The organism is Williamsia soli (assembly GCF_017377795.1).
Lineage (GTDB): Bacteria > Actinomycetota > Actinomycetes > Mycobacteriales > Mycobacteriaceae > Williamsia > Williamsia soli.
In genome coordinates, this window is record NZ_JAFRDR010000002.1 from 597,455 (window position 1) to 618,568 (window position 21,114).

Annotated in this window: 23 protein-coding genes; 8 read left to right on the top strand and 15 right to left on the bottom strand. The window is 64.2% G+C overall.

Features of this window, described 5'->3' with window-relative positions; genetic code table 11:
• Positions 1-5: 5 nt before the first annotated feature.
• Positions 6-929, bottom strand: a complete 924-nt coding sequence (gene miaA, locus J3S28_RS07360) for a tRNA (adenosine(37)-N6)-dimethylallyltransferase MiaA (RefSeq protein WP_307796922.1) — start codon at positions 927-929, stop codon at positions 6-8.
• Complete coding sequence (locus J3S28_RS07365) at positions 911-1,651, bottom strand: class III extradiol ring-cleavage dioxygenase family protein (RefSeq protein WP_207839225.1); 741 nt, start codon at positions 1,649-1,651, stop codon at positions 911-913. Before J3S28_RS07365 ends, miaA begins: the two co-directional genes overlap by 19 nt.
• A gap of 181 nt (positions 1,652-1,832) precedes the next feature.
• Between J3S28_RS07365 and J3S28_RS07370 the strand changes: the two genes are divergently transcribed.
• Positions 1,833-3,197: a DUF349 domain-containing protein gene (locus J3S28_RS07370; RefSeq protein ID WP_207839227.1), complete on the top strand. Its 1,365-nt coding sequence runs from the start codon at positions 1,833-1,835 to the stop codon at positions 3,195-3,197.
• A gap of 8 nt (positions 3,198-3,205) precedes the next feature.
• On the opposite strand, the gene J3S28_RS07375 is transcribed toward J3S28_RS07370, so the two are convergent.
• Together J3S28_RS07375 and miaB are read right to left on the bottom strand one after the other, a co-directional pair.
• Positions 3,206-3,826: an Rv2732c family membrane protein gene (locus J3S28_RS07375; RefSeq protein WP_207839229.1), complete on the bottom strand. Its 621-nt coding sequence runs from the start codon at positions 3,824-3,826 to the stop codon at positions 3,206-3,208.
• Positions 3,826-5,361 (bottom strand): tRNA (N6-isopentenyl adenosine(37)-C2)-methylthiotransferase MiaB, encoded by a 1,536-nt coding sequence (gene miaB, locus J3S28_RS07380; protein WP_307796924.1) that lies wholly within the window; start codon positions 5,359-5,361, stop codon positions 3,826-3,828. The genes J3S28_RS07375 and miaB overlap by 1 nt, the downstream gene beginning before the upstream one ends.
• A gap of 217 nt (positions 5,362-5,578) precedes the next feature.
• Here miaB and J3S28_RS07385 point away from each other — a divergent pair, with 217 nt between their 5' ends.
• The 4 genes from J3S28_RS07385 to J3S28_RS07400 are packed head-to-tail and all read left to right on the top strand — an operon-like array spanning position 5,579 to position 8,920.
• Complete coding sequence (locus tag J3S28_RS07385) at positions 5,579-6,307, top strand: amino acid ABC transporter ATP-binding protein (protein WP_207839576.1); 729 nt, start codon at positions 5,579-5,581, stop codon at positions 6,305-6,307.
• An 8-nt stretch (positions 6,308-6,315) separates the two neighbouring features.
• Positions 6,316-7,371, top strand: a complete 1,056-nt coding sequence (locus tag J3S28_RS07390) for a glutamate ABC transporter substrate-binding protein (protein ID WP_207839230.1) — start codon at positions 6,316-6,318, stop codon at positions 7,369-7,371.
• Entirely contained in the window at positions 7,368-8,051 is a 684-nt protein-coding gene (locus J3S28_RS07395) for an amino acid ABC transporter permease (protein ID WP_207839231.1), read from the top strand. Before J3S28_RS07390 ends, J3S28_RS07395 begins: the two co-directional genes overlap by 4 nt.
• Positions 8,048-8,920 carry an amino acid ABC transporter permease gene (locus tag J3S28_RS07400; RefSeq protein ID WP_207839232.1) on the top strand — a complete coding sequence of 291 codons (873 nt, stop codon included), beginning with the start codon at positions 8,048-8,050 and terminating at the stop codon, positions 8,918-8,920. Before J3S28_RS07395 ends, J3S28_RS07400 begins: the two co-directional genes overlap by 4 nt.
• Before the next feature lie 23 nt (positions 8,921-8,943).
• Here the strand turns inward: J3S28_RS07400 and J3S28_RS07405 are convergent, their stop codons facing one another.
• The 8 genes from J3S28_RS07405 to pgsA all read right to left on the bottom strand — a co-directional run bounded on the left by J3S28_RS07405 (position 8,944) and on the right by pgsA (position 14,756).
• The gene (locus J3S28_RS07405; protein ID WP_307796925.1) at positions 8,944-9,555 is read right to left on the bottom strand and encodes a regulatory protein RecX; all 612 of its coding nucleotides are present in this window, start codon (positions 9,553-9,555) and stop codon (positions 8,944-8,946) included.
• 64 nt (positions 9,556-9,619) lie between these two features.
• Positions 9,620-10,663: a recombinase RecA gene (recA, locus tag J3S28_RS07410; protein WP_084838531.1), complete on the bottom strand. Its 1,044-nt coding sequence runs from the start codon at positions 10,661-10,663 to the stop codon at positions 9,620-9,622.
• A gap of 255 nt (positions 10,664-10,918) precedes the next feature.
• Positions 10,919-11,113 (bottom strand): DUF3046 domain-containing protein, encoded by a 195-nt coding sequence (locus J3S28_RS07415; RefSeq protein WP_207839234.1) that lies wholly within the window; start codon positions 11,111-11,113, stop codon positions 10,919-10,921.
• The gene (locus J3S28_RS07420; RefSeq protein ID WP_207839577.1) at positions 11,104-12,300 is read right to left on the bottom strand and encodes a glycosyltransferase; all 1,197 of its coding nucleotides are present in this window, start codon (positions 12,298-12,300) and stop codon (positions 11,104-11,106) included. Before J3S28_RS07420 ends, J3S28_RS07415 begins: the two co-directional genes overlap by 10 nt.
• 24 nt (positions 12,301-12,324) lie before the next feature.
• A complete protein-coding gene (locus J3S28_RS07425) occupies positions 12,325-12,498 on the bottom strand; it encodes a hypothetical protein (RefSeq protein WP_207839235.1) in 174 nt (57 codons plus the stop codon).
• A 145-nt stretch (positions 12,499-12,643) separates the two neighbouring features.
• Complete coding sequence (locus J3S28_RS07430; RefSeq protein WP_207839236.1) at positions 12,644-13,456, bottom strand: PspA/IM30 family protein; 813 nt, start codon at positions 13,454-13,456, stop codon at positions 12,644-12,646.
• A 107-nt stretch (positions 13,457-13,563) separates the two neighbouring features.
• Positions 13,564-13,893, bottom strand: coding sequence for a helix-turn-helix domain-containing protein (locus tag J3S28_RS07435; RefSeq protein WP_207839237.1), 330 nt, complete (start codon positions 13,891-13,893; stop codon positions 13,564-13,566).
• A 197-nt stretch (positions 13,894-14,090) separates the two neighbouring features.
• Positions 14,091-14,756 (bottom strand): CDP-diacylglycerol--glycerol-3-phosphate 3-phosphatidyltransferase, encoded by a 666-nt coding sequence (gene pgsA, locus J3S28_RS07440; protein ID WP_207839238.1) that lies wholly within the window; start codon positions 14,754-14,756, stop codon positions 14,091-14,093.
• Between the two features lie 113 nt (positions 14,757-14,869).
• Here pgsA and J3S28_RS07445 point away from each other — a divergent pair, with 113 nt between their 5' ends.
• Positions 14,870-15,412 carry an amino-acid N-acetyltransferase gene (locus J3S28_RS07445; RefSeq protein WP_207839239.1) on the top strand — a complete coding sequence of 181 codons (543 nt, stop codon included), beginning with the start codon at positions 14,870-14,872 and terminating at the stop codon, positions 15,410-15,412.
• A gap of 23 nt (positions 15,413-15,435) precedes the next feature.
• On the top strand, positions 15,436-15,720 hold the full coding sequence (locus J3S28_RS07450; protein ID WP_207839240.1) for a YciI family protein: 285 nt from the start codon (positions 15,436-15,438) through the stop codon (positions 15,718-15,720).
• Positions 15,721-15,747: 27 nt separating this feature from the next.
• On the opposite strand, the gene J3S28_RS07455 is transcribed toward J3S28_RS07450, so the two are convergent.
• Entirely contained in the window at positions 15,748-16,752 is a 1,005-nt protein-coding gene (locus tag J3S28_RS07455; RefSeq protein WP_207839241.1) for a TerC family protein, read from the bottom strand.
• 73 nt (positions 16,753-16,825) lie between these two features.
• Here J3S28_RS07455 and J3S28_RS07460 point away from each other — a divergent pair, with 73 nt between their 5' ends.
• Positions 16,826-17,542 carry an alpha/beta fold hydrolase gene (locus J3S28_RS07460; protein WP_207839244.1) on the top strand — a complete coding sequence of 239 codons (717 nt, stop codon included), beginning with the start codon at positions 16,826-16,828 and terminating at the stop codon, positions 17,540-17,542.
• A gap of 3 nt (positions 17,543-17,545) precedes the next feature.
• Here J3S28_RS07460 and J3S28_RS07465 read toward each other — a convergent pair whose 3' ends face one another.
• Together J3S28_RS07465 and J3S28_RS07470 are read right to left on the bottom strand one after the other, a co-directional pair.
• Positions 17,546-20,353, bottom strand: coding sequence for an FtsK/SpoIIIE family DNA translocase (locus tag J3S28_RS07465; protein WP_207839246.1), 2,808 nt, complete (start codon positions 20,351-20,353; stop codon positions 17,546-17,548).
• 121 nt (positions 20,354-20,474) lie between these two features.
• Complete coding sequence (locus tag J3S28_RS07470; protein ID WP_207839248.1) at positions 20,475-21,095, bottom strand: TIGR03085 family metal-binding protein; 621 nt, start codon at positions 21,093-21,095, stop codon at positions 20,475-20,477.
• Between the last annotated feature and the right edge of the window lie 19 nt (positions 21,096-21,114).

A 21,114-nucleotide genomic window follows, 5' to 3' on the forward strand; every position in this document is an offset into this window, starting at 1 on the left:
GGGCACTACCCGCCGCCACGACCCGCGGCCAGCAATGCCTGCCCGACCACGTCAGGAGCCGACGCGTCGAGCCACCGCACCCTCGGGTCCCGACGAAACCACGAGCGCTGCCTGCGGACGTACCTGCGGGTTCCGATGAACGTCAATTCTTCGGCTCGCGCGAGGTCATACTCCCCGTCCAGTGCTGCGATCGTCTGCGCGTAGCCGATCGCCCGGGCAGCGGTCACCCCTTCGCGCAACCCGACGTCCAGCAAGGCCCGGACCTCGTCCACCAGACCTCCGGAAAACATGGCCGATGTCCTGCGTGCAATCCGCTCGTCGAGATCGGTCGTGTCCCTGTCGAGCGCGATGATCGTTGTGTCCCATCGAGGTTCACCGATCGTCGGAGCTGACGCGGCGAACGGTCTGCCCGTGATCTCGACCACCTCGAGCGCGCGGACGATCCTGCGGCCGTCGGTATCGAGGATGTGCTGCGCGGCCTCGCGATCCACCTCGGCGAGGCGCCCGTGCAACACCGCGGGACCGAGCTGCGCGAGTTGCTCCTCGTAGCGGGCCCTGATCTCGGGATCGGTAGCCGGGAACTGCCAGTCGTCGAGCAACGCCTGGATGTACATCATCGATCCGCCGACAATCACCGGAGTCAGTCCGGCAGCGAGGATGCTCTCGACATCGGCGCGTGCCGCCTGTTGATAGCGGGCAACGGTCGCCGTCTCGGTCACCCCGAGCACGTCTATCTGGTGGTGTCGGACCCCACGGCGATCGGCGACGGGCGTCTTGGCCGTGCCGATGTCCATACCCCGGTACTGCTGCATCGCGTCCACGTTCACGATCTCGCCGCCGAGGTCGCTCGCCAGCGCGAGCGCAAGGTCTGACTTACCACTTGCCGTGGGTCCGATGACAGCGATCGGCGTCAGCACCGCACGTCCCACCGGGCGACCACATAGCCCACGCCGAACGGCGCTTCGGCGCTGAGCAACCTGGCATCCACCGCGGCACCGTCCACGCCGGCACCTGCGAGCGCGCCGACCACCAGCTGCCAGACCGCCCGACCGGAGACCCCGAGGTGAGCACACTCTTCTTCGGCGAGAGCCCGGAGCGCGTCGAGATCAGCAGACCCCAACGCGTTCTCGATCACCGCCTGCATCGCTGCCGCCTCTGCCTGCTCGCCTCCCGGAGCCTTTGCCCCCAATGTGTTCGCACCGTCCGCGACCACCAGCAGCCCGATCGGTTCATCCGTTGCCGCCAACGCGTTTCCCAGTACCCGACCGAGTTCGGCACTGTCGGCGGCCGACGTCTCGGCATCGACCAGGGTCACCGCCAAGTGCGGCCGCGGTTCTACCGCACCGGCCAGCCAGCCGGCCAGCAGAACCGAGGTCGGCATCAACGCGTCGGGGTCGCCGGGCGTCCGCGGATCGATCTCGACCTCGAGATCGGCGCCGAAACCGACGAAGGTGCCGCGCGCCGCGACCGGTACGGCCGGATCTCCGATCCCGACGATCATCCAGCGACGCGCCCGCACTGCCAATTGATCACAAACCGCATGTGCAGCATCACGAATGGGGACGATCTCCGGAACGCCGGGACCGGACAGCTCGGGCACCAAAACCGGTGCGGCGGGGACGAATGCAGCGGCGACCAACACTTGCGCCACGGTAGCCGACTCTTCGATCTGATACCGCGCTGCACGATCAGAGCCACCTCATTGTCGATGAGTGTCCACGCCTACGGCCGTGACCTGCTTCAATGAGAGAGGCGATGGGCGCCACACCGGCGTCAGCGTCGGCAGACGAACGCAACTGGCAGCCGTGTCGCGCGGCAGGACAAGGAAGAACATGACCGAGCACACCCCCGAACCTGCCGCAGACGCCACCCCGGTACCCGGCCCCAGGCCAGGACCACGGCCCGGCCCTCGACCCGGACCACGTCCGGGCCAGCACGCTCCACCCAAGGTGCATGCCCCTGCAGACGTCGTCAGGCCCGCGTCCGACCCGTCGAAGTTCGGCCGAATCGACGACGACGGCGCGGTGTGGCTCAGAAACTCCGAGGGCGAACACCAGATCGCGTCCTGGCAGGCAGGTACCGCCGCCGAGGGTCTCGCTCACTTCGGCCGCCGGTTCGACGATCTCGTCGTCGAGGTGGAATTGCTCGAGGAACGACTCGAGGCCGGCACCGGAGATCCGCGCAAGACGAAGATCGCAGCGGCCGCGTTGGTGGAGTCTCTCCCGACCGCCGCCGTGATCGGCGACGTCGACGCGGTTGCAGCACGCCTGCAGACGATCATCGACGGCGCCGACGGCGCAGCCGAGAAGGTCAAACACGATCGTGACGAAGCACGCACCGCAGCCGTCGCGAGGAAAGAAGAGCTGGCCGCCGAAGCCGAGGAGATCGGCTCGGAGTCGACCCAGTGGAAGGTCGCGGGCGATCGCATGCGGGTGATCCTCGACGAGTGGAAGACGATCAAGGGCGTCGACCGTAAGACCGACGATCAGCTCTGGAAGAGATATTCGAAAGCGCGGGACACCTTCAACCGCAGGCGCGGCGCGCACTTCGCCGAGATGGATCGCGAACGCGCGGGGGCACGTTCGCGCAAGGAAGAGCTCATCGCCGAGGCCGAGGCGCTGTCGGCGTCGACCGAATGGGCCGACACCGCAGCCAAATTCCGTGGCCTCCTCACCCAGTGGAAGGCCGCAGGCCGCGCCCCCCGCGACCAGGACGATGCGCTGTGGGCCCGTTTCAAGGCGGCCCAGGACATTTTCTTCGGAGCCCGGAACGCCGCATCCTCCGAGCGGGACGCCGAGTTCGAGTCGAACGCCAAGGCGAAGGCCGAGTTGTTGACCCGGGCCGAGAAGTCGATCGATCCCGTAGCCGATCTGGACGCCGCCCGCCGCGAGTTCCGGTTGATCCGCGACCAGTGGGACGAGATCGGGAAGGTTCCGCGCGAGCAGATGCACTCATTGGAGGCTCGCATCAAGGCGGTCGAGAAGCGGATCCGCGATGCCGAATCGGCACAGTGGCAACGCACCGATCCCGAGGTGAAGGCACGCGCGCAGCAGTTCGCCGACCGGGTCTCCCAGCTCGAAGATCAGGCGGCCAAGGCCGAGGCGAACGGCAAGGCCAAGGACGCCCGCAAATTACGCGAGCAGGCCGAGCAGTGGCGAGAGTGGGCCCGTGCGGCCGAGGGCGCAATCAGCGACTGAGCAGACTTTCAGCCCTCGGTGTCGGGATCGGCAGGCCGTGGCGCGCGTCGTCGCTGCAGGGCGAGTGCCCGTTGCTCCTCGGCAGCTGCCTCGTCGCGCCGTTGGGCCTCGAGGGTGAGTTGGTAGCTGGTGCGGGTCCACACGACTCGCGACCAGTGGAAAACGATCACGAACATTGCGATCCAGCCGACCACGAGTCCCACGCCGACGCCGCTCGGCGGTGCGTAGCCCGAGACCCCGGGGGTGTTCCGCGACCACCAGGCGAGCATCCCGGCGACGCAGGAGACCGCGCTGCCGCACAGGGCGACCCAGGCGAAGAACCAACGGCGGGTGATCAGGGCCAGAGCGGAGAACCCGACCCCGAACACCAACTGCAGCCAGACGAAAATTCGTGAGGTGATGGTGACGTTTTCGGCGGCGGCGTCCGAATTGAACGTCAAGACATCGATGCCCGTGACCGAACCGGTGTGGGGCAGTACGAACGAGAGCAGCACCGCGAGCACCGCCACGGCGACGACCACCGCCCGGGCACCCGGATCGATCTCGCCGGCCACCTTTCGTTCGGCCTTGCGAAGATCACCCTTGAAATCTTCAAAAGCCGGGAATTGTCCACTATCTGGTTCGGCCATCACATCTCACATCCTGAGGCGCATGCGGATTCGACCGGTGCGCTCGTCGGTTTTCCGATTGTCGGCAGTCCCAGACCCACACCGATCGGCGGAGTCTGCGGTGTGGTGCCTGCGGCATGCGCATCCCCGGCCCGAGTGCGCCGATGCGCGGTGATGCCGTCGTCGGCCAGTAGGTAGTGCGGCGCGGCACCGGTGACCACCGCATTCACGAGGTCGCCCGGCCGGATGCCCTCACCAGCAGTTGCGAAATGCACGAGTCGCCCGTCGCGGGCACGACCGGTCATCCGGCCCTGATCCTTGCGACCGTCGGCCGTCACGAGAACCTCGACCGGCGTACCGATCAGCTTGTGATTCTCTTCGAGGCAGATCCTGTCCTGCAGCTCGGTCAAACGCATATACCGCTCGGACACAACGGCTTTGGGGACCTGATCGGCCATCTCCGCTGCTGGCGTCCCGGGCCGCGGCGAATACTGAAAGGTATAGGCGCTGGTGAATCTGGCCTTGGCAACAACGTCGAGAGTCTCCTGGAAATCTGCTTCGGTCTCTCCCGGGAACCCGACGATGATGTCGGTCGTGATGGACGCATGTGGCATTGCGGCGCGGACACGATCGATGATCCCGAGGAATTTGGTGCTGCGATAACTGCGGCGCATGGCTTTGAGGATCCGGTCTGAACCCGACTGCAACGGCATGTGCAATTGCGGACAGACATTCGCTGTCTGCGCCATCGCCTCGATCACGTCATCGGTGAACTCCGCCGGATGAGGGGATGTGAACCTCACGCGCTCGAGCCCCTCGATCTCCCCACACGCCCGCAGCAGGGCTGCGAAGGCACCTCGGTCACGACCGAGGTCGGGGTCTGAGAAAGACATCCCGTACGCGTTGACGTTCTGCCCGAGCAGGGTCACCTCACCGACGCCCTCGTCCACCAAGGCCTGCACCTCGGCCAGCACATCGCCGGGGCGACGGTCGACCTCCTTGCCGCGCAGGGCGGGGACGATGCAGAACGTGCAGGTGTTGTTGCAACCGACCGAGATGGACACCCACCCCGAATACGCCGACTCGCGCTTGGCGGGCAGCGTCGAGGGAAACGCCTCCAGTGCGTCGAGAATCTCGACCTGCGCCTGCTCGTTGTGCCGTGCTCGTTCGAGCAACACCGGCAACGAGCCGAGGTTGTGGGTACCGAAGACGACGTCGACCCAGGGAGCCTTCTTGACCACCGTCGCGCGATCTTTCTGCGCCAGGCAGCCGCCGACGGCGATCTGCATTCCGGGTCGCCGTTCCTTGACCGGAGCAAGATGCGAGAGGTTTCCGTACAGCTTGTTGTCGGCGTTCTCACGCACCGCACATGTGTTGAACACCACGAGGTCGGGCTCGGCGCCGTCCTCGGCACGCACATAGCCCGCCTCTTCGAGTAGGCCTGAGATGCGCTCGGAATCGTGGACATTCATCTGACAGCCGTAGGTGGTGACCTGGTAGGAACGACCACTGGTCAGCGGACTGTCGGTCACCGGACTTGTCAACGAGATTGTCACCCGATCCAGGGTACTTGCCTGGCCCGACCAGGCGAAATGGACGCGACGACCTGCGTTTTAGATGGTCTGCCGGCCGAACGGCGGTCTGCCGGATGTCGGGTGTTGCGCTCACGGACCGATCGTCGACCCAATAGGGTCGTTATCCATGACAACATCTCGGGACTCCTCGGGCGCGCATCCGGCCGGCAAAGTACCGGCAGGCGGCAGCAGCCAGACGATGATCAGCATGACGAACGTGCAGAAGCATTTCGGCGACCTGCACGTGCTCAAAGATGTCGACCTCGAGGTGCCGGCGGGGCAGGTTGTGGTGATCCTGGGCCCCTCGGGTTCAGGAAAGTCCACACTCTGCCGGACCATCAACCGGCTCGAACCGATCGACAGTGGTGAGATCCGCATCGACGGCAACATCCTGCCGGCAGAGGGCAAAGCGCTTGCAGCCTTGCGTGCCGACGTCGGCATGGTGTTCCAGTCCTTCAATCTCTTTGCTCACAAGACGATCCTCCAGAACGTCACCCTCGCTCCCATCAAAGTCCGCGGCAAGAGCAAGGCCGATGCGGAGAAGCGCGGCATGGAGTTGCTCGAACGCGTGGGGATTGCCAGTCAGCGCGACAAGTATCCGGCCCAGTTGTCGGGCGGTCAGCAGCAACGGGTGGCGATCGCACGGTCGCTGGCCATGGAACCCAAGGTCATGCTGTTCGACGAACCCACCTCGGCACTCGACCCCGAGATGGTCAACGAGGTCCTCGACGTGATGGTCTCACTCGCCAAGGAGGGCATGACGATGCTCGTGGTGACCCACGAGATGGGCTTCGCCAGAAAGGCTGCCGACCGGGTCATCTTCATGGCCGACGGCGCGATCGTCGAGGACGACGAACCAGAGACCTTTTTCACCAACCCCGAATCCGAACGCGCGCGCGACTTTCTCGGCAAGATCCTGGGCCACTGAGGACTGTGATGAACCGACTCGAACGCACGAACACACCTATCCCCGCCACGTCACAGCCACGACGCCTGACCTCGATCCTCGGTTTCGCGCTCGCCGCCCTGCTCATCGCGAGCGGCCTCGCCGCCTGCGGCAACACCAATCCGAGAAACCTGCTCGAGTCCATCGAGGCGGGCTCGGTGATCGCAGGCACGAAGTTCGATCAACCCGGTCTCGGTCTTCGTCACCCCGACAAGGACTTCACCGGCTTCGACGTCGCGGTATCCGAGTACGTGATCAACAACATTGCCGAGACCAACGGATGGGACAAACCGGATATCACGTGGCGGGAAACCCCCTCGGCCCAGCGCGAAACCCTGATCGCCAACGGTGAGGTCGACATGATCGCCGCCACCTACTCCATCAATGCCGCGCGATCGGAGAAAGTGGCGTTCGCGGGACCGTATCTCATCAACTATCAGGGTCTCCTCGTCCGCGAGGACGACGACAGCATCGCGGTGCTGACCGACCTGAACAACGGCAAGAAGTTGTGTTCGGTCACCGGCTCGACGTCTGCACAGAACGTCAAGAACCAGTTGCCCAACATCCAGCTCCAGGAGTACGACTCGTACTCGTCGTGCGTCGAAGCGTTGCGCCGCGGGAAGGTCGATGCGCTGACCACCGATGAGGCAATCCTTGCCGGCTTCTCGGACTTCTACCCCGACGAGTTCAAGCTCGTCGACATGACCTATCCCGACGATGCCTGCGTGACGTCGAGCGGAAAGAAGTCGCTGAAGAAAGCCGGAACACCGTTCTCGACCGAGCGATACGGCATCGGTATGGCCAAGGAGTATCCCGAGGCTGTCGAGGCCGCCAACAAGGCACTCGTCAACATGATGACGCCGCCGCCCGGTGGCGGTCCGTCCGCGTGGGAGACCGCGTTGCGCGACAACATCGGCAGTGCCCAGGTCGACTCCATGATCGAGCGGTCAGAGGGGCCCGACTCGACATACACGTTCACCCCTGAGCCGGGGAATCTCGAGTTCCTCACGTCCAAGTCCACCCCCTGCCCGGAGGGACTGTCATGAATGAACTCTGGACAGACATCGGCCCTGGTCTGTGGCCGGCGTACTGGGTCACGATCAAACTGACGTTCTTCTCCGCCATCGGATCGCTCCTCTGGGGCACGGTGCTGGCGGGAATGCGGGTATCACCCGTGCCCGTCATGCGGTTCTTCGGCACCTGGTACGTCAACATCGTCCGCAACACCCCGCTGACCCTGATCGTCATCTTCTGCTCGGTGGGTCTGTATCAGAATCTCGGACTGGCGCTTGCTCCCGAGAACGAGAACTTCATCGACAACAACAACTTCTGGCTCGCGGTGCTCGGCTTCACGCTCTACACCGCGACATTCGTGTGTGAGACGTTGCGGTCCGGGTTCAACACTGTCCCCCTCGGACAAGCCGAAGCAGCCAGATCCCTGGGCCTTCCGTTCAGCAAGGTCTTCGCTCTCATCGTGTTACCGCAGGCGATCCGGTCGGTCATAGGTCCGATGGGCAGCGTGTTGATCGCCTTGACCAAGAACACCACCATCGCCTCGGCAATCGGTGTCGCCGAGGCGTCGCTGCTGATGAAGGAACAGATCGAGAATCACGCCGACCAGGTGATCTGGATCTTCGCCATCATCGCCGCGGGCTTCATGGTGCTGACCCTCACCGAGGGTTTCGTGTTCGGTTATCTCGCAAAGCGATTGGCGGTCAAACGATGAGCAGCTCAACTGTTCTGTACGACGCACCCGGACCAAAGGCGCGTAAGCGCAATCTCGTGATCGCAGTGATATTCGGCGCGATCGTGCTCGCCATCGCCGTCTACGTGCTGGTGGCACTGGGCAACAACGGTCAGCTGACCGCCGAGAAGTGGGACCCCTTCATCCAGCTGGACACGTGGACGACATATCTGCTGCCCGGCCTGTGGGGAACGATCAAAGCGGCCGTGCTATCCATCGTCTTCGCACTGGTGCTGGGTGCGATCCTCGGTATCGGCCGGTTGTCGGATCATCGGGCGATCCGGATCCTCAGCGGAGGAACCGTGGAGTTCTTTCGCGCGATCCCGGTGCTGATCCTGATGATCTTCGCCTACTACCTGTTCGCCGAGTACGCGGTCTTCCCGGCCGAACAACTTGCGTTCGCGGCAGTGGTCACCGGACTCACCCTCTACAACGGGTCGGTGATCGCGGAGATCCTGCGTTCCGGCATCAACTCCCTGCCCTCGGGACAACTCGAGGCTGCCAACTCGTTGGGCATGCGGAAGTCCCAGACCATGCGGTTGGTACTGCTGCCACAGTCGATCACGGCGATGCTCCCGGCGTTGATCTCGCAGATGGTCATCGCGCTCAAGGACAGTGCGCTCGGGTACGCAATCGGCTACATCGAGGTCGTGCGATCGGGCATTCAGTCCGCGTCGTTCTACGGCAACTACCTGCCGGCTCTGGTCGTGGTCGCTCTGATCATGATCGCGCTCAACTTCGGGCTCTCGTCCCTCGCAACGGTTGTCGAGCGTCGGGTTCGAGAAGGCAAGCGTAAAGGCACCGTCGGCGACGTCACGATCGCAGACGACGCCATCACCGCCGATCGGTGACACGGTCAGATCGACCGGCTGCGCTAGTCGCGCAGCCGGTCGATCTCGGTCTTGACCAAGCCCAACGCCAAGGAGGGCGAGTATCCGCGGCGCACCAGCATCGCAACCAGGCGGCGGGTATGCCTGTCCCGAGCGTCCCGCTCGATGAGGTCCTCGGCGGTCAAGCGATGCGTTTTACGGCGCAGCAACTCTGCTGCACGGTCATGTTCGGCGTCGTCGTCGACCTGGCTCAGGGCATCGTCGATGATCACCTGATCAACGCCCTTGTTCCTCAACTCATGACGCAGGGCCGCCCGGCCCTTGCCACTGTGTAGGTGTCGCGAGCGCACCCACTGCTGGGCGAAATCGTTGTCGTCGAGCAGCTGTTGCCGCTCCAGACGCTCCATCACCGAATCGATCTCCTCGGCGGGAAAATCTTTGTCCTGCAGACGCTTCGACAACTCGGACCTGCTTCTCGCTCGTACCCCGAGCAACCGAAGCGCTGCGTCATAAGCAGACGCCGAGGTCGAGCCGAAGCCAGAATCGGCGCCTCGCCCTCGATTCGTGACGGTCTCTCGGGATGCTGCACCCGAGTCCGCAGATGCACTGCGGGAGAGGATCTCCGCGGTCGCATCCCGCAACTTCGCGGCGCTCACGCGGGGATCCTCTCCCCCAGGGTTGATCACGATCTCGTGCGTTCTTCGAGGACTCGACGTGTTGCTAGAACTCGACCGGGGCGGGTGCGACCTCGTCATCAGCGGTCAGCACAGCTCCGATACCGAGCTTTTCCTTGATCTTCTTCTCGACCTCGTCGCGGATCTCTGTGTTCTCCAGCAAGAACTTACGAGCATTCTCCTTGCCCTGACCGAGCTGCTCACCTTCGTAGGTGAACCAGGAACCCGACTTGCGGATGAAGCCGTGCAACACGCCCATGTCGATGAGCGAACCTTCCTTGCTGATGCCCTGGCCGTACAGGATGTCGAACTCGGCCTGCTTGAAGGGCGGCGCAACCTTGTTCTTGACCACCTTGACGCGAGTGCGGTTACCCACTGCCTCCGTGCCGTCCTTGAGGGTCTCGATCCGACGCACATCGAGCCGGACAGAGGCATAGAACTTGAGTGCCTTACCGCCGGTTGTCGTCTCCGGCGAACCGAACATCACACCGATCTTCTCGCGCAGCTGGTTGATGAAGATCGCCGTGGTGCCGGTGTTGCTCATGGCGCCCGTCATCTTTCGCAGCGCCTGGCTCATGAGACGGGCCTGCAGACCGACGTGGCTGTCGCCCATCTCGCCTTCGATCTCCGCACGAGGGACCAGCGCGGCCACCGAGTCGATGACCAGGATGTCCAGTGCGCCGGAGCGGATCAGCATGTCGGCGATCTCGAGCGCCTGCTCACCGGTGTCAGGCTGCGACACCAGCAGCGCGTCGGTGTCGACGCCCAGCTTCTGCGCGTAGTCCGGATCCAGCGCGTGCTCCGCATCGATGAAAGCGGCGATACCACCAGCCGCCTGGGCGTTGGCGACCGCATGCAGCGCCACCGTGGTCTTACCGGAAGACTCCGGACCGTAGATCTCGACCACGCGGCCACGTGGCAGACCACCGATTCCGAGCGCGACATCCAGCGCGATCGAACCGGTGGGGATGGTGGCGATCGGCTGGCGAGCGTTCTCGCCGAGACGCATCACCGACCCCTTGCCGTAGTTCTTGTCGATCTGAGCCAAGGCCAGATCGAGGGCCTTTTCGCGGTCTGGTTGAGCTGCCATGGTTACCCCTAGTGGTGGTTGGGCCGAGTTGTCGGCGGTGGTGCCGCCGGTCTGGCGGGATCGGGCTCGTTTTCGCGTATTCGGCGTCTCTTTGCGCACTGGCGTCACGCTAGAGGAGCCCTCTGACAATTCACTTGTCCGGCGAATCCCGGTCTCGACATTTCTCATCGCCGCTTCTATCTGCTACCACTGTAGGCGAACGCGTGTTCGAGTCAAAGACATACAGTGATGACACGCCGACAAAGATCGGAAGGACTACCAGCGACTGCGGGGAACATCGAAGTCGCGGCAGAGCGCGATCCATACGTCCCTGGGATCGACCCCCGACTCGAGGGCTTGCGCTGCCGTCCGACCACCGAGATCGGTCAGCACGTGGTCGACGAGCAGCGAATCCGCGGTGGTGGCGCCGAACTCGGAGCTGATGAGTTCGGCGAATTCGGTCAGTCGCACGCCACCGAGAGTAACGAAGCGCTCGGGCCGCCCGCCGCGCGGGCACACACCGCGACGGGATCGACCGTGTCTGCGGCGCTACTGCCTGCGCGCCGGGCCGACTCGGCAAACGATGTGCTGTCCAACACCTTTCGGCACGAAGCACTCAACCCCTGCACAGTGACGGGTCGTACCACCTCGGCACACCCCCATCGACGTGCCCGCTGGGCGAGCTCCCATTGGTCACCACCGCCGGGGACGAGCACCTGGGGAACCCCGGCGATCAGCGACTTGGCCAGCATGCCGTGTCCGCCTCCGCAGATCACGAGCGCGGCCCCGGCCAGCAACAGGTCCTGTCGGCCGTGTCCGGCGATCGCCCACGACGGCAGGTCGCTCACCTCGGGCGCGAGACCGGAGACCACCGCACGCACCGGCCTGCCCAACAGATCCGGCGCAAGTGCCTCCAGAGCCGTCTCGGCGAGACCGGCCGCACCCGTGGTCGCGGTGGACGGCGCAATCACCACCACCGGCGCATCGCCCGGCGGTGGGGTGAACACCACGCCGGTGGGTTCCCACAGCAACGGGCCTACGATCTCGGCCTCAGCGGGCCAGTCCGATCTCGGGACCTCCAGGGCCGGCAACGTGGCGATCAGCCGCGCCGCTGGTACCTGTTCGTGTGTGGGTAGGCCTATCCCACGACGAGCGGACTCTCGTTGTCTTCGGCCGACTGCGATCGACCTGTCGGTGGCGGCCCGCATCAGCGTGTCACGCAGTCGCCCTCTGACACCGGTCCCTGGTGCCAGACCACTGCCGATCGGCGGCAACGCACGCGACGGACTGTAGAGCGGATGGGGCGACAGCTCAACCCATGGGATGCGCAGTGTCTCGGCGGCCCAGCCGCCGCACACGGTGATGACATCGCACACCACGAGATCAGGAGGGTCGCGGCGAAGCAACGGGACGAGCAACTCGCACATACGGGCGGCGCGGACGCCGAGTTTGGCGCCCGCGTCCGAATCGTCGTCATCGCGATCGGCACCAAGGCCCGGGAGTTCCCTCACCTGCAGGCCGCGCGCCGCCGCCGTCTCGATCCAACCCGAACCTGTGTAGACGACCGGATCAAAACCTCTGTCCTGCAACAGTTCCGCCAGCGCCAGCACCGGCAGAGCGTGTCCCGCATCGGAGCCTGCCACGAGTGCGACCCGCAGCGGGCCGGCATGAGAACGGGTCAACTACAGGCCGGAACGCGTGGATTGTTTGTCGGAACTCGCCCACTTGACCACGGACACGATGCCGAGGATGACGAGACCGATCACCAGGACGTAGAGCAACCCCTTGACCAGAGCCATGATCAGGCCAAAGGCCAACCACACCACCAGAACTGCCAGCAATACTTTCCACCACATGATGCTTCTCCTCATTCCGGTGATCGTCTCCGGTGACCACAACGGTGCCAGGGGTATGGCCCGGTGTCACGGAAAAGCAGCCAAGATGGGTGGAAGTTCAGGGACTACCCCGAGAACCACCGGTCGGTCGACCGATCGACCGCACTCAGTTCGCTTGCGGCTTCTCGATGTTGGGCCCCAGAGCGGCAGCCGGATCGGTCGCCGGCGTAGCGCTCGACTCACCGGCCGGCAAGGACTCGCCTGCCATCGAGGCCCGGATCTGCTCGAGCCGGGAATGGCCTGCCATCTGCACGCTCGCCTGCTGAACTTCCATCATCCGGCCCTGGACCGAATTGCGGGACAGCTCAGCCGATCCGAGAGCGTTGGCGTACCGGCGCTCGATCTTGTCACGCACCTGCTCGAGGTTCGGGGTGTTCCCGGGCGCCGAGAGTTCACTCATCTGGTTGAGCGACGCCGACACCTGCTCCTGCATCTTCGCCTGTTCCAGCTGACTCAGCAGCTTGGTGCGCTCAGAGAGCTTCTGCTGAAGCTGCATCGAATTCTGCTCGACGGCGCGTTTGGCCTGCTCGGCCGCCTGCAACGATTGGTCGTGCAGGTTCTTCAGATCCTCGACACTCTGTTCTGCGGTCACCAATTGCGCGGCGAAAGCCTCGGCCGCGTTGGTGTATTCGGTCGCCTTCGCAGTGTCGCCCGCAGCGGCGGCCTTGTCGGCAAGGGTCAACGCCTGTCGGGTGTTCGCCTGCAGACGCTCGATGTCCTCGAGTTGCCGGTTGAGCTTCATTTCGAGCTGACGCTGATTGCCGATGACTGCTGCCGCCTGCTGCGACAACGCCTGATGCTGACGCTGCGCGTCCTCGATCGCCTGCTGAATCTGAATTTTAGGGTCGGCATTCTCGTCGATCTTGGCGTTGCCGAACGCCATCAAGTATCTCCACGCCTTCACGAATGGGTTAGCCATTGCCCTGCCTTGTCTAGAAGTCCGTTTCCGAGCAGTTCGATGTCCAATCTATCGTCTGGCCCGTGCTGAGACAGCAAAGGCCGCGACACAGGCGCGCGTGACACTGATCAGGCAGCCGCGAGCGCAGACGCCGGGGCCGGGATTACCACCTTGGTTTCCGTGGCGATGTTCGCGTGCCCGCCCTGCGGCGTCGCGTGTTCGGGATCGGTCCGCAAGGTGTCCCGCACATCGAGCAGCACGTCCGCGATCTCCACTGCCAATGCATCGCAAATGGCCGCGAGCAGTTCGCTCGAAGCTTCCTTCTGGCCACGTTCGACCTCCGACAGGTACCCGAGACTGACCCGGGCGCTCGTCGAGACCTCGCGCAGCGTCCGACCCTGATCCATGCGGACCCGCCGCAGGCTGCCACCGAGCGCTTCCCGCAAAAGCAGTGCCATTTGAGTCCTCCTCAACACGTCAGTCTGTCCAACGCCACACGGCTCGATTCCGTTCCCAGAACTCCTGCGAGCGCGTCATGCGAACACTCGCGCCAGTCGAATGGTTCAGCGATCGACCGTGTGAACGAGACTAGACGAATATCTTATCGATCGCCCGGCAGCGACATGCGTTCCGACGCCGGTGGGTCGATCGAACGTCACCGGTGCGTGCGACCGTCGATCTGCCGGGCTGCGGCGGCGTCCCGGCGTCGCTGCGCTCTCTTGGCGAAGGCCTGCCAGACATAGTCGAAACCGGTGACAACCGTCGCGACGAGCGCGGCGGCCATGACGATGACCGCGAGCCAATGCAGCAAGCCGGGCAACGGCAGGATGTACAGCCCGATCGCCACGGCCTGCAGGAGGGTCTTGAGCTTGCCACCGCGACTCGCCGGGATCACACCGTGGCGCAACACCCAGAAACGCAGCACCGTGATGGCCAGTTCGCGGGCGAGGATCACGACCGTGACCCACCACGGGAGCTCGCCGAGAACCGACAGGCCGATCAACGCCGACCCGATCAAGGCCTTGTCCGCGATCGGGTCCGCCAGCTTGCCGAAATCGGTGATCAGACCACGCTGTCGCGCTATCCGGCCGTCATAGTGATCGGTGACCGCGGCAAGGGCGAATATCCCCCAGGCCAGGGTCCGCCACCACGGATTGTCGCCATCGTCGATGAACAGGACCACCACGAAGACCGGCACCAGAACGATGCGAAACATCGTGAGGATGTTCGCGAGATTGAGGACCGGGACGTCGGTGCTGACCGGGTCTGAGATGGGATCGGCTTCGGGGTCGTTGACCTCGCGCCGCAAACGATCAGCCATGGGCAACACCTGGTTCCGGTGATTCGCGTTGCCCAATACCCACACGCACAGGATAGGCGGCGGCCGTCGCGGTCACCGGCAGGGGTACGCGACGGCCGTATTACTGTTCATCCATGGCATCTGACGAGCGCTCCACACAGCAGGCTGCCGCCGCACCCGCGACCGCCGTGACAGTACGACGCGCCCGCACCTCCGACGTACCGCGCATCAAGGAACTCATCGATCAGTACGCGGGCCGGATCCTGTTGGAGAAGAATCTCGTCACCCTCTACGAGGCAGTCCAGGAGTTCTGGGTCGCAGAGTTCGACGGCGCTGTCGTCGGATGTGGTGCCCTGCATGTTCTGTGGGCGGACCTCGGCGAGGTGCGCACGGTTGCGGTGGACAAGGCGCACGCCGGACACGGCGTGGGACACCAACTCGTCGCCCGATTGATGGAGATGGCACGGGAGCTGCAGTTGAGCCGGGTCTTCGTTCTGACCTTCGAGACCAGGTTCTTCGCCAAACACGGCTTCACCGAGATCGCGGGCACCCCGGTCACCTCCGAGGTCTACGAGGAGATGTGCCGTTCGTACGATGCCGGTGTCGCCGAGTTCCTCGACCTCAGCTATGTCAAACCGAACACCCTGGGCAACACCAGAATGATCGCAAGCCTGTAGATCAGCACAACGAAAGTGGAATCTTGTCGACTTACCTCGTCACCTATACGTTCTCGCCCGGCACCGCATCGGTCCGCGACGACACCCGCGCCACCCATCGAACCTGGCTGAAATCACTCCTGGACGATGGTGTGCTGAAGGCGTCCGGACCTTACACCGACGGGTCGGGCGCGCTGTTGATCTTCGACGCGCCCGACGTCGATTCGCTGTCCTCGATCCTCGCCGGCGATCCCTACGTCCCGGTCGCCGCGATCGACGCAACGACCATCACCGAGTGGACGCCGGTGTTCGGACCCATCACCGACTGACCTCGGCCGGTCACGGGCTGAGCGCGGTTAAGGACTCAGCTCGGTCTTCTCCGACTTGCGGGCGTCGGATCTCGACTTCAGCAGACTCGCGATCGTGGTGATCACCAGCGTGCCGACGATCACGGACAGCGACAACGGAGTCGAGATCTCCGGCACCTTCACGTGTTCGCCACCGTTGATGAAGCCCAGCGTGTTCTCGTGCAGGGCGTGCAGGACCAGTTTGATACCGATGAACCCGAGGATGAACGACAATCCGAAGGACAGGTAGACCAGCTTGTCGAGCAGACCGCCGAGCAGGAAGTAGAGCTGTCGCAGACCCATCAGTGCGAATGCATTGGCGGTGAACACGATGTAGGGCTCGGAGGTCAGTCCGTAGATCGCCGGGATCGAGTCGAGCGCGAACAGCACGTCGGTGAAGCCGATGACGATGAGGACCATCAGCATCGGGGTCGCGAGGCGCTTGCCGTTTTCCTTTGTGAAGAGCTTGTCGCGGTCGTAGTTGTCTGTGGTGCGCAGGACTCTCTTTACGAAAATCTGGATGCGGCTGTCTCGTTCTTCCTCCGCCTCCTCCTCGTGGCCGGACTCGCGGACGAGTTTGATCGCGGTGTAGATGAGGAATGCACCGAACAGGTAGAAGACCCACGAGTATGCGTTGATGGCCGCCGCGCCCACGGCGATGAACGCTCCGCGCATGACGAGCGCCATCATGATCCCGAACAGCAGTACTTTCTGCTGGTATTCACGCGGTACCGCGAACTTGGCCATGATGATGACGAAGACGAACAGGTTGTCCACCGAGAGCGCTTTCTCGGTGACGAATCCGGCGTAGTACTCGGTGCCCGACGTCGAACCCCACTTCCACCAGACGAACCCACCGAAGATGAGCGCGACTGTGATGTAGAAGGCCGACCAGAACCCCGATTCCTTGATCGAGGGGGCGTGCGGGACGCGCACGTGGGCGAAGAAGTCGAAGATGAACAAGCCCAGGATCACCAGGATGGTGATGATCCACACGGTCGGTGACACGTGCACAGTCGCAGCCTCCAAAGCAGCAGTTCCAGTCGAACAGTAAAGACGACTTTACCGAACGTTTGAGGAGATCTCGATGAATGAGAGCAGGACCCCCGCCTGGTTGCTCCTGCACGGAGTACCGCTCACACCTGCGGTTTGGGCGCCTCTAGTGCAGCGATTGCCCGCAGCGTTCGCAGCAGACGCAATCATGCCAACCATGATCGCCACCGAGAGTTCACCTGATGTTCAGGCGGGACTGGCCGGTGAACTGGTACGACGACACCGTCAGGATGCACGCCGACTGCACGTGGTCGGACACTCGTTCGGTGGTCAGGTCGCGCTCGAGTTCGCCCTGCAAGCCCCGGCCTCCGTGGCATCACTGACGCTCTTGTGTACCCGCGACACCCCGTTCCCGGCCTTTGCCCGACTCGCCGAGACGGTACGGAATTCACCAATCGATCCTTCGCAATCGATTCAGCGCTGGTTCAACACGGCCGAGATCGAGGCGAACGGGCCTGCGGTGCGGTACGCCCGGGCCACGCTCGAACGCGCCGATCGCACGCAGTGGTCGGCAGCCCTGACTGCCATCTCGCGTTTCGATTGCTCTGAGCGCACCGGCCAGATCACCGCGCCGACCACGGTGATCGCAGCCGATCGCGACCCCGTCTCCAGTGTGTCCGCGATGGGTGAGATGGCGGACCGAATCGTCGACGCCCGGATGTCGGTGTTGGCCGACGCCGGACACATGTCGCCGTTCAGTGACCCAGAACGTCTGGCAGACCTTCTACTCGCCTCCGCGCGCCGCGCATGACACTCAGTCGTCGGGATCGCCGTCGGCATCGGAGCCGCCACCGTTGATCGAAGCGATGACGCCTGCCAGATCCTCTGGCTTCACCAGCACATCGCGCGCCTTCGATCCTTCCGACGGCCCGACCACGCCCCGGGTCTCCATCAGGTCCATCAGCCGGCCGGCCTTGGCGAAGCCGACCCGGAGCTTGCGCTGAAGCATCGAGGTCGAGCCGAACTGGCTGGTCACCACGAGTTCGATCGCCTGCAGAAGATCGTCGAGGTCGCCTCCGATGTCGGAGTCGATGTCCTTCTTGTCGGACACCTTCTTGGCGGTCACACCTTCGGTGTAGTCGGGCTCGCTCTGGTCCTTGGCGAAGTCGACGACCGCCTGGATCTCCTCATCCGTGATGAAGGCACCCTGCATGCGGACCGGCTTGCTCGCGCCCATCGGCAGGAACAGGCCATCACCCATACCGATCAGCTTCTCCGCGCCGGGCTGATCGAGGATGACCCTGGAGTCGGTGAGCGATGACGTCGCAAATGCCAGGCGTGAGGGGACGTTGGTCTTGATCAGACCGGTCACCACATCGACCGAGGGTCGCTGCGTTGCCAACACGAGGTGGATACCCGCGGCGCGGGCCTTCTGGGTGATTCGGACGATGGCGTCTTCGACGTCGCGCGGAGCGGTCATCATCAGGTCGGCGAGCTCGTCGACGATCGCAAGGATGTACGGGTACGGCTTGTAGACCCGCTCGGAACCGAGCGGAGTGGTGATCTCGCCCGAGCGCACCTTCGCGTTGAAGTCATCGATGTGGCGGACCCGGGATGACTTCATGTCCTGATAGCGCTGTTCCATCTCCTCGACCAGCCACGCCAGGGCGGCAGCAGCCTTCTTCGGCTGGGTGATGATAGGCGTGATGAGGTGCGGAATACCTTCGTACGGAGTCAGTTCCACCATCTTCGGGTCGATGAGGATCATCCTGACCTCATCGGGGGTGGCGCGGGTCAGCAGAGACACCAGCATCGAGTTGACGAAGCTGGACTTACCTGAGCCGGTGGAACCGGCGACGAGCAAGTGCGGCATCTTGGCGAGGTTCGCGGTGACGAAGTCCCCCTCGATGTCTTTACCGAGACCGATGACCAGCGGGTGCTTGTCCTTCCGGGTCGAACTCGCGGTCAGTACATCCGCGAGGCGGACCATCTCACGGTCGCTGTTCGGCACCTCGATACCCACAGCGGACTTGCCCGGGATTGGTGCGAGCAATCGCACGTTGTCGGTGGCGGCAGCGTAGGAGATGTTGCGCTGCAACGCAGTGATCTTCTCCACCTTCACACCGGGTCCGAGTTCCACCTCATACCTGGTCACGGTCGGACCGCGCGTGAAACCCGTGACGGCGGCATCGATCTTGAACTGCTCGAGGACGGCCGAGATCCGATCGATCATCTCGTCGTTGGCCGCGCTGCCCAACTTCGGCGGATCGCCGTCGATCAGCAGACTCGCCGGAGGCAGTTTGTAGTCGCCCTCGACTGCGCGGTCGACCACCAGAGCGTCATGGTCGCCGCCCAGGTCATCGTCGTCGTCGTCGACCGGGGCGGGCTTGGGCGTCGGTTTGGGCACCGGCCGCTTGCGCACCGGCTTTGCTCCGGCGGGTGGAGTGGTGATGGCGGCCGTCACCGCGGTCGGGCTGCCGTCGTCGTCGATGATCGGTTCGGTCAGGGCTTCCGAAGCGGTCACCGCACTCGCCTGACGGCGCCGCGGCGGTCTGCGCAACGCCTCCGATCCGGCAACGGTCGGGTTCTCGTCCGGCGGATAGTTGTCGTATGGATTGCCGAAGGCGGTGTCTGCGTAACCGCCGTCGGCATCATCATCGTCATCGGGTTCTTCGTCGTCCCAATCACGATCGACACCGATTCCGAGGTAGGAACCGACTACTGCTGTCAGTTCGCGGACCGTCAGACCCGACAGTAGCAACAGCCCAAACGCCATGCACAGCAGGAGGATCGGGACGGAAAGCCAGGCGGTGAGGCCGGCGGTGAGCGGGCCGCCCACCGCGAAACCGATGAAGCCCCCTGCACCCTGCCTGCCGTCGAAGTCGTTCGGCATGCCCGAGAAGATGTGAAACAGACCGGGCAGCGGCAACCCGATCAGCAGCGCGGCACCGATGAAGCGGCCGCGGTCGCGCGGGTTCGGTGCATGCCGCATCAGCAAGAAGCCGATCACGATCAGTACGACCGGAACCAGGGCGGCAACGGATCCGAGTACCGCACGGGTGGCGGAGTCCACGAAGGCGCCTACCGGACCGCCGGCGTCGAACCAGATTGCTGCGATCATCACGATCGCGGCTGCGATCAGAACCAAGGCGATGCCATCTCTGCCCTGGGTGTGCTCGGGCCCGTGGTCGCCACCGGGTCGCGCGTCCCAGTCGCCGCCGGCCTGGTCCCAGCCGTCGTCGGTGTCGTACATACGCTCGTCGTAGTCCGGGTCGCCGCCTCGTGAACCGACCCGGGCGACCGAACCGACACCCTTGGCGAGCATTCCCCAGCCTGCCCCGACCCCGCTACCCACTACCTTGGCGACGGATCGGCGCTGGCGGACCGGGCGTGCCGGGGTCGCTGAGGTCTTCCTCGTCGCAGCTCGCGCGGTCGGAGACTTCTTCGCGCCCGCCTTCTTCACGCCGGACTTCTTTGCCGCGCTCTTCTTCGGTCCGGTGGCCGGCGAGGCCTTCTTCGGAGCCGACGTGCGCGGCGCAGCCTTCTTGGCGCCGGCTTTGGTTGCCTGCGCAGAACTTCTAGCCGACGCGCCAGAACGACGGGCGGTGGACTTGGTTGCCATGGCTGACAGCCTAGTCGGCAACAGTCACACCTACCTCATCTACAACACGCGTATCGCGGGCCGTGTCAGATTCGTGACCCGAGGAGTGCCGAACGCAACTTTGCTGACCTGCGCGGTTGCCTCAAAAACCGCGCTTGGCGGCCTTCACCGCCGCGATCGCGTCCACGTCGCCGGAAAAGTCGAGCACGGTCTTCGACCGTCCGAAGGCGAACAACAGCAGTTCGAGAGGTTCGCCGGTGACCCGAACGATGGGGCCGCGACCCCCGACACCGATCTGTTCGCCTGCGGGGGTCACCAGTTCGACCGTCGCGGGCGACTTCGCGATCGCCCGCTTACCCATGGCCTTCAACGGCCCGAGTATCGCCTTGGTACTCGCGGCATCCAGTATCCGGGGCTCCCATTCGGTGCCACCGCGGCGAACGTCCTCGTGATGTACGAACATCTCGGTGACGTTCACGAATCGATCGACAAGCTTCAGCGGCGAGAACAGGGGCGGACCCGCAGCGAACTTGGTGACCATCGCATCCCAGTCCCCGGCCGCGACCTCGTTCTGGACTTTCGCTGTATGTCCGGCGAACGCCGAGATGAGAATGCCGGGCGACGCGTCCAGCCGGTATTCCCGCACGATCATGTGTGCGGTGAGATCACGCGCAGTCCAACCGTCACACAGTGTGGGCGCATCGGGTCCGACCGCTCGCAGGGTGGTTGCGAGCGCGGCGCGTTCATCTTGGGCAATGGTCATGTGAACACCCTAGTTGCCA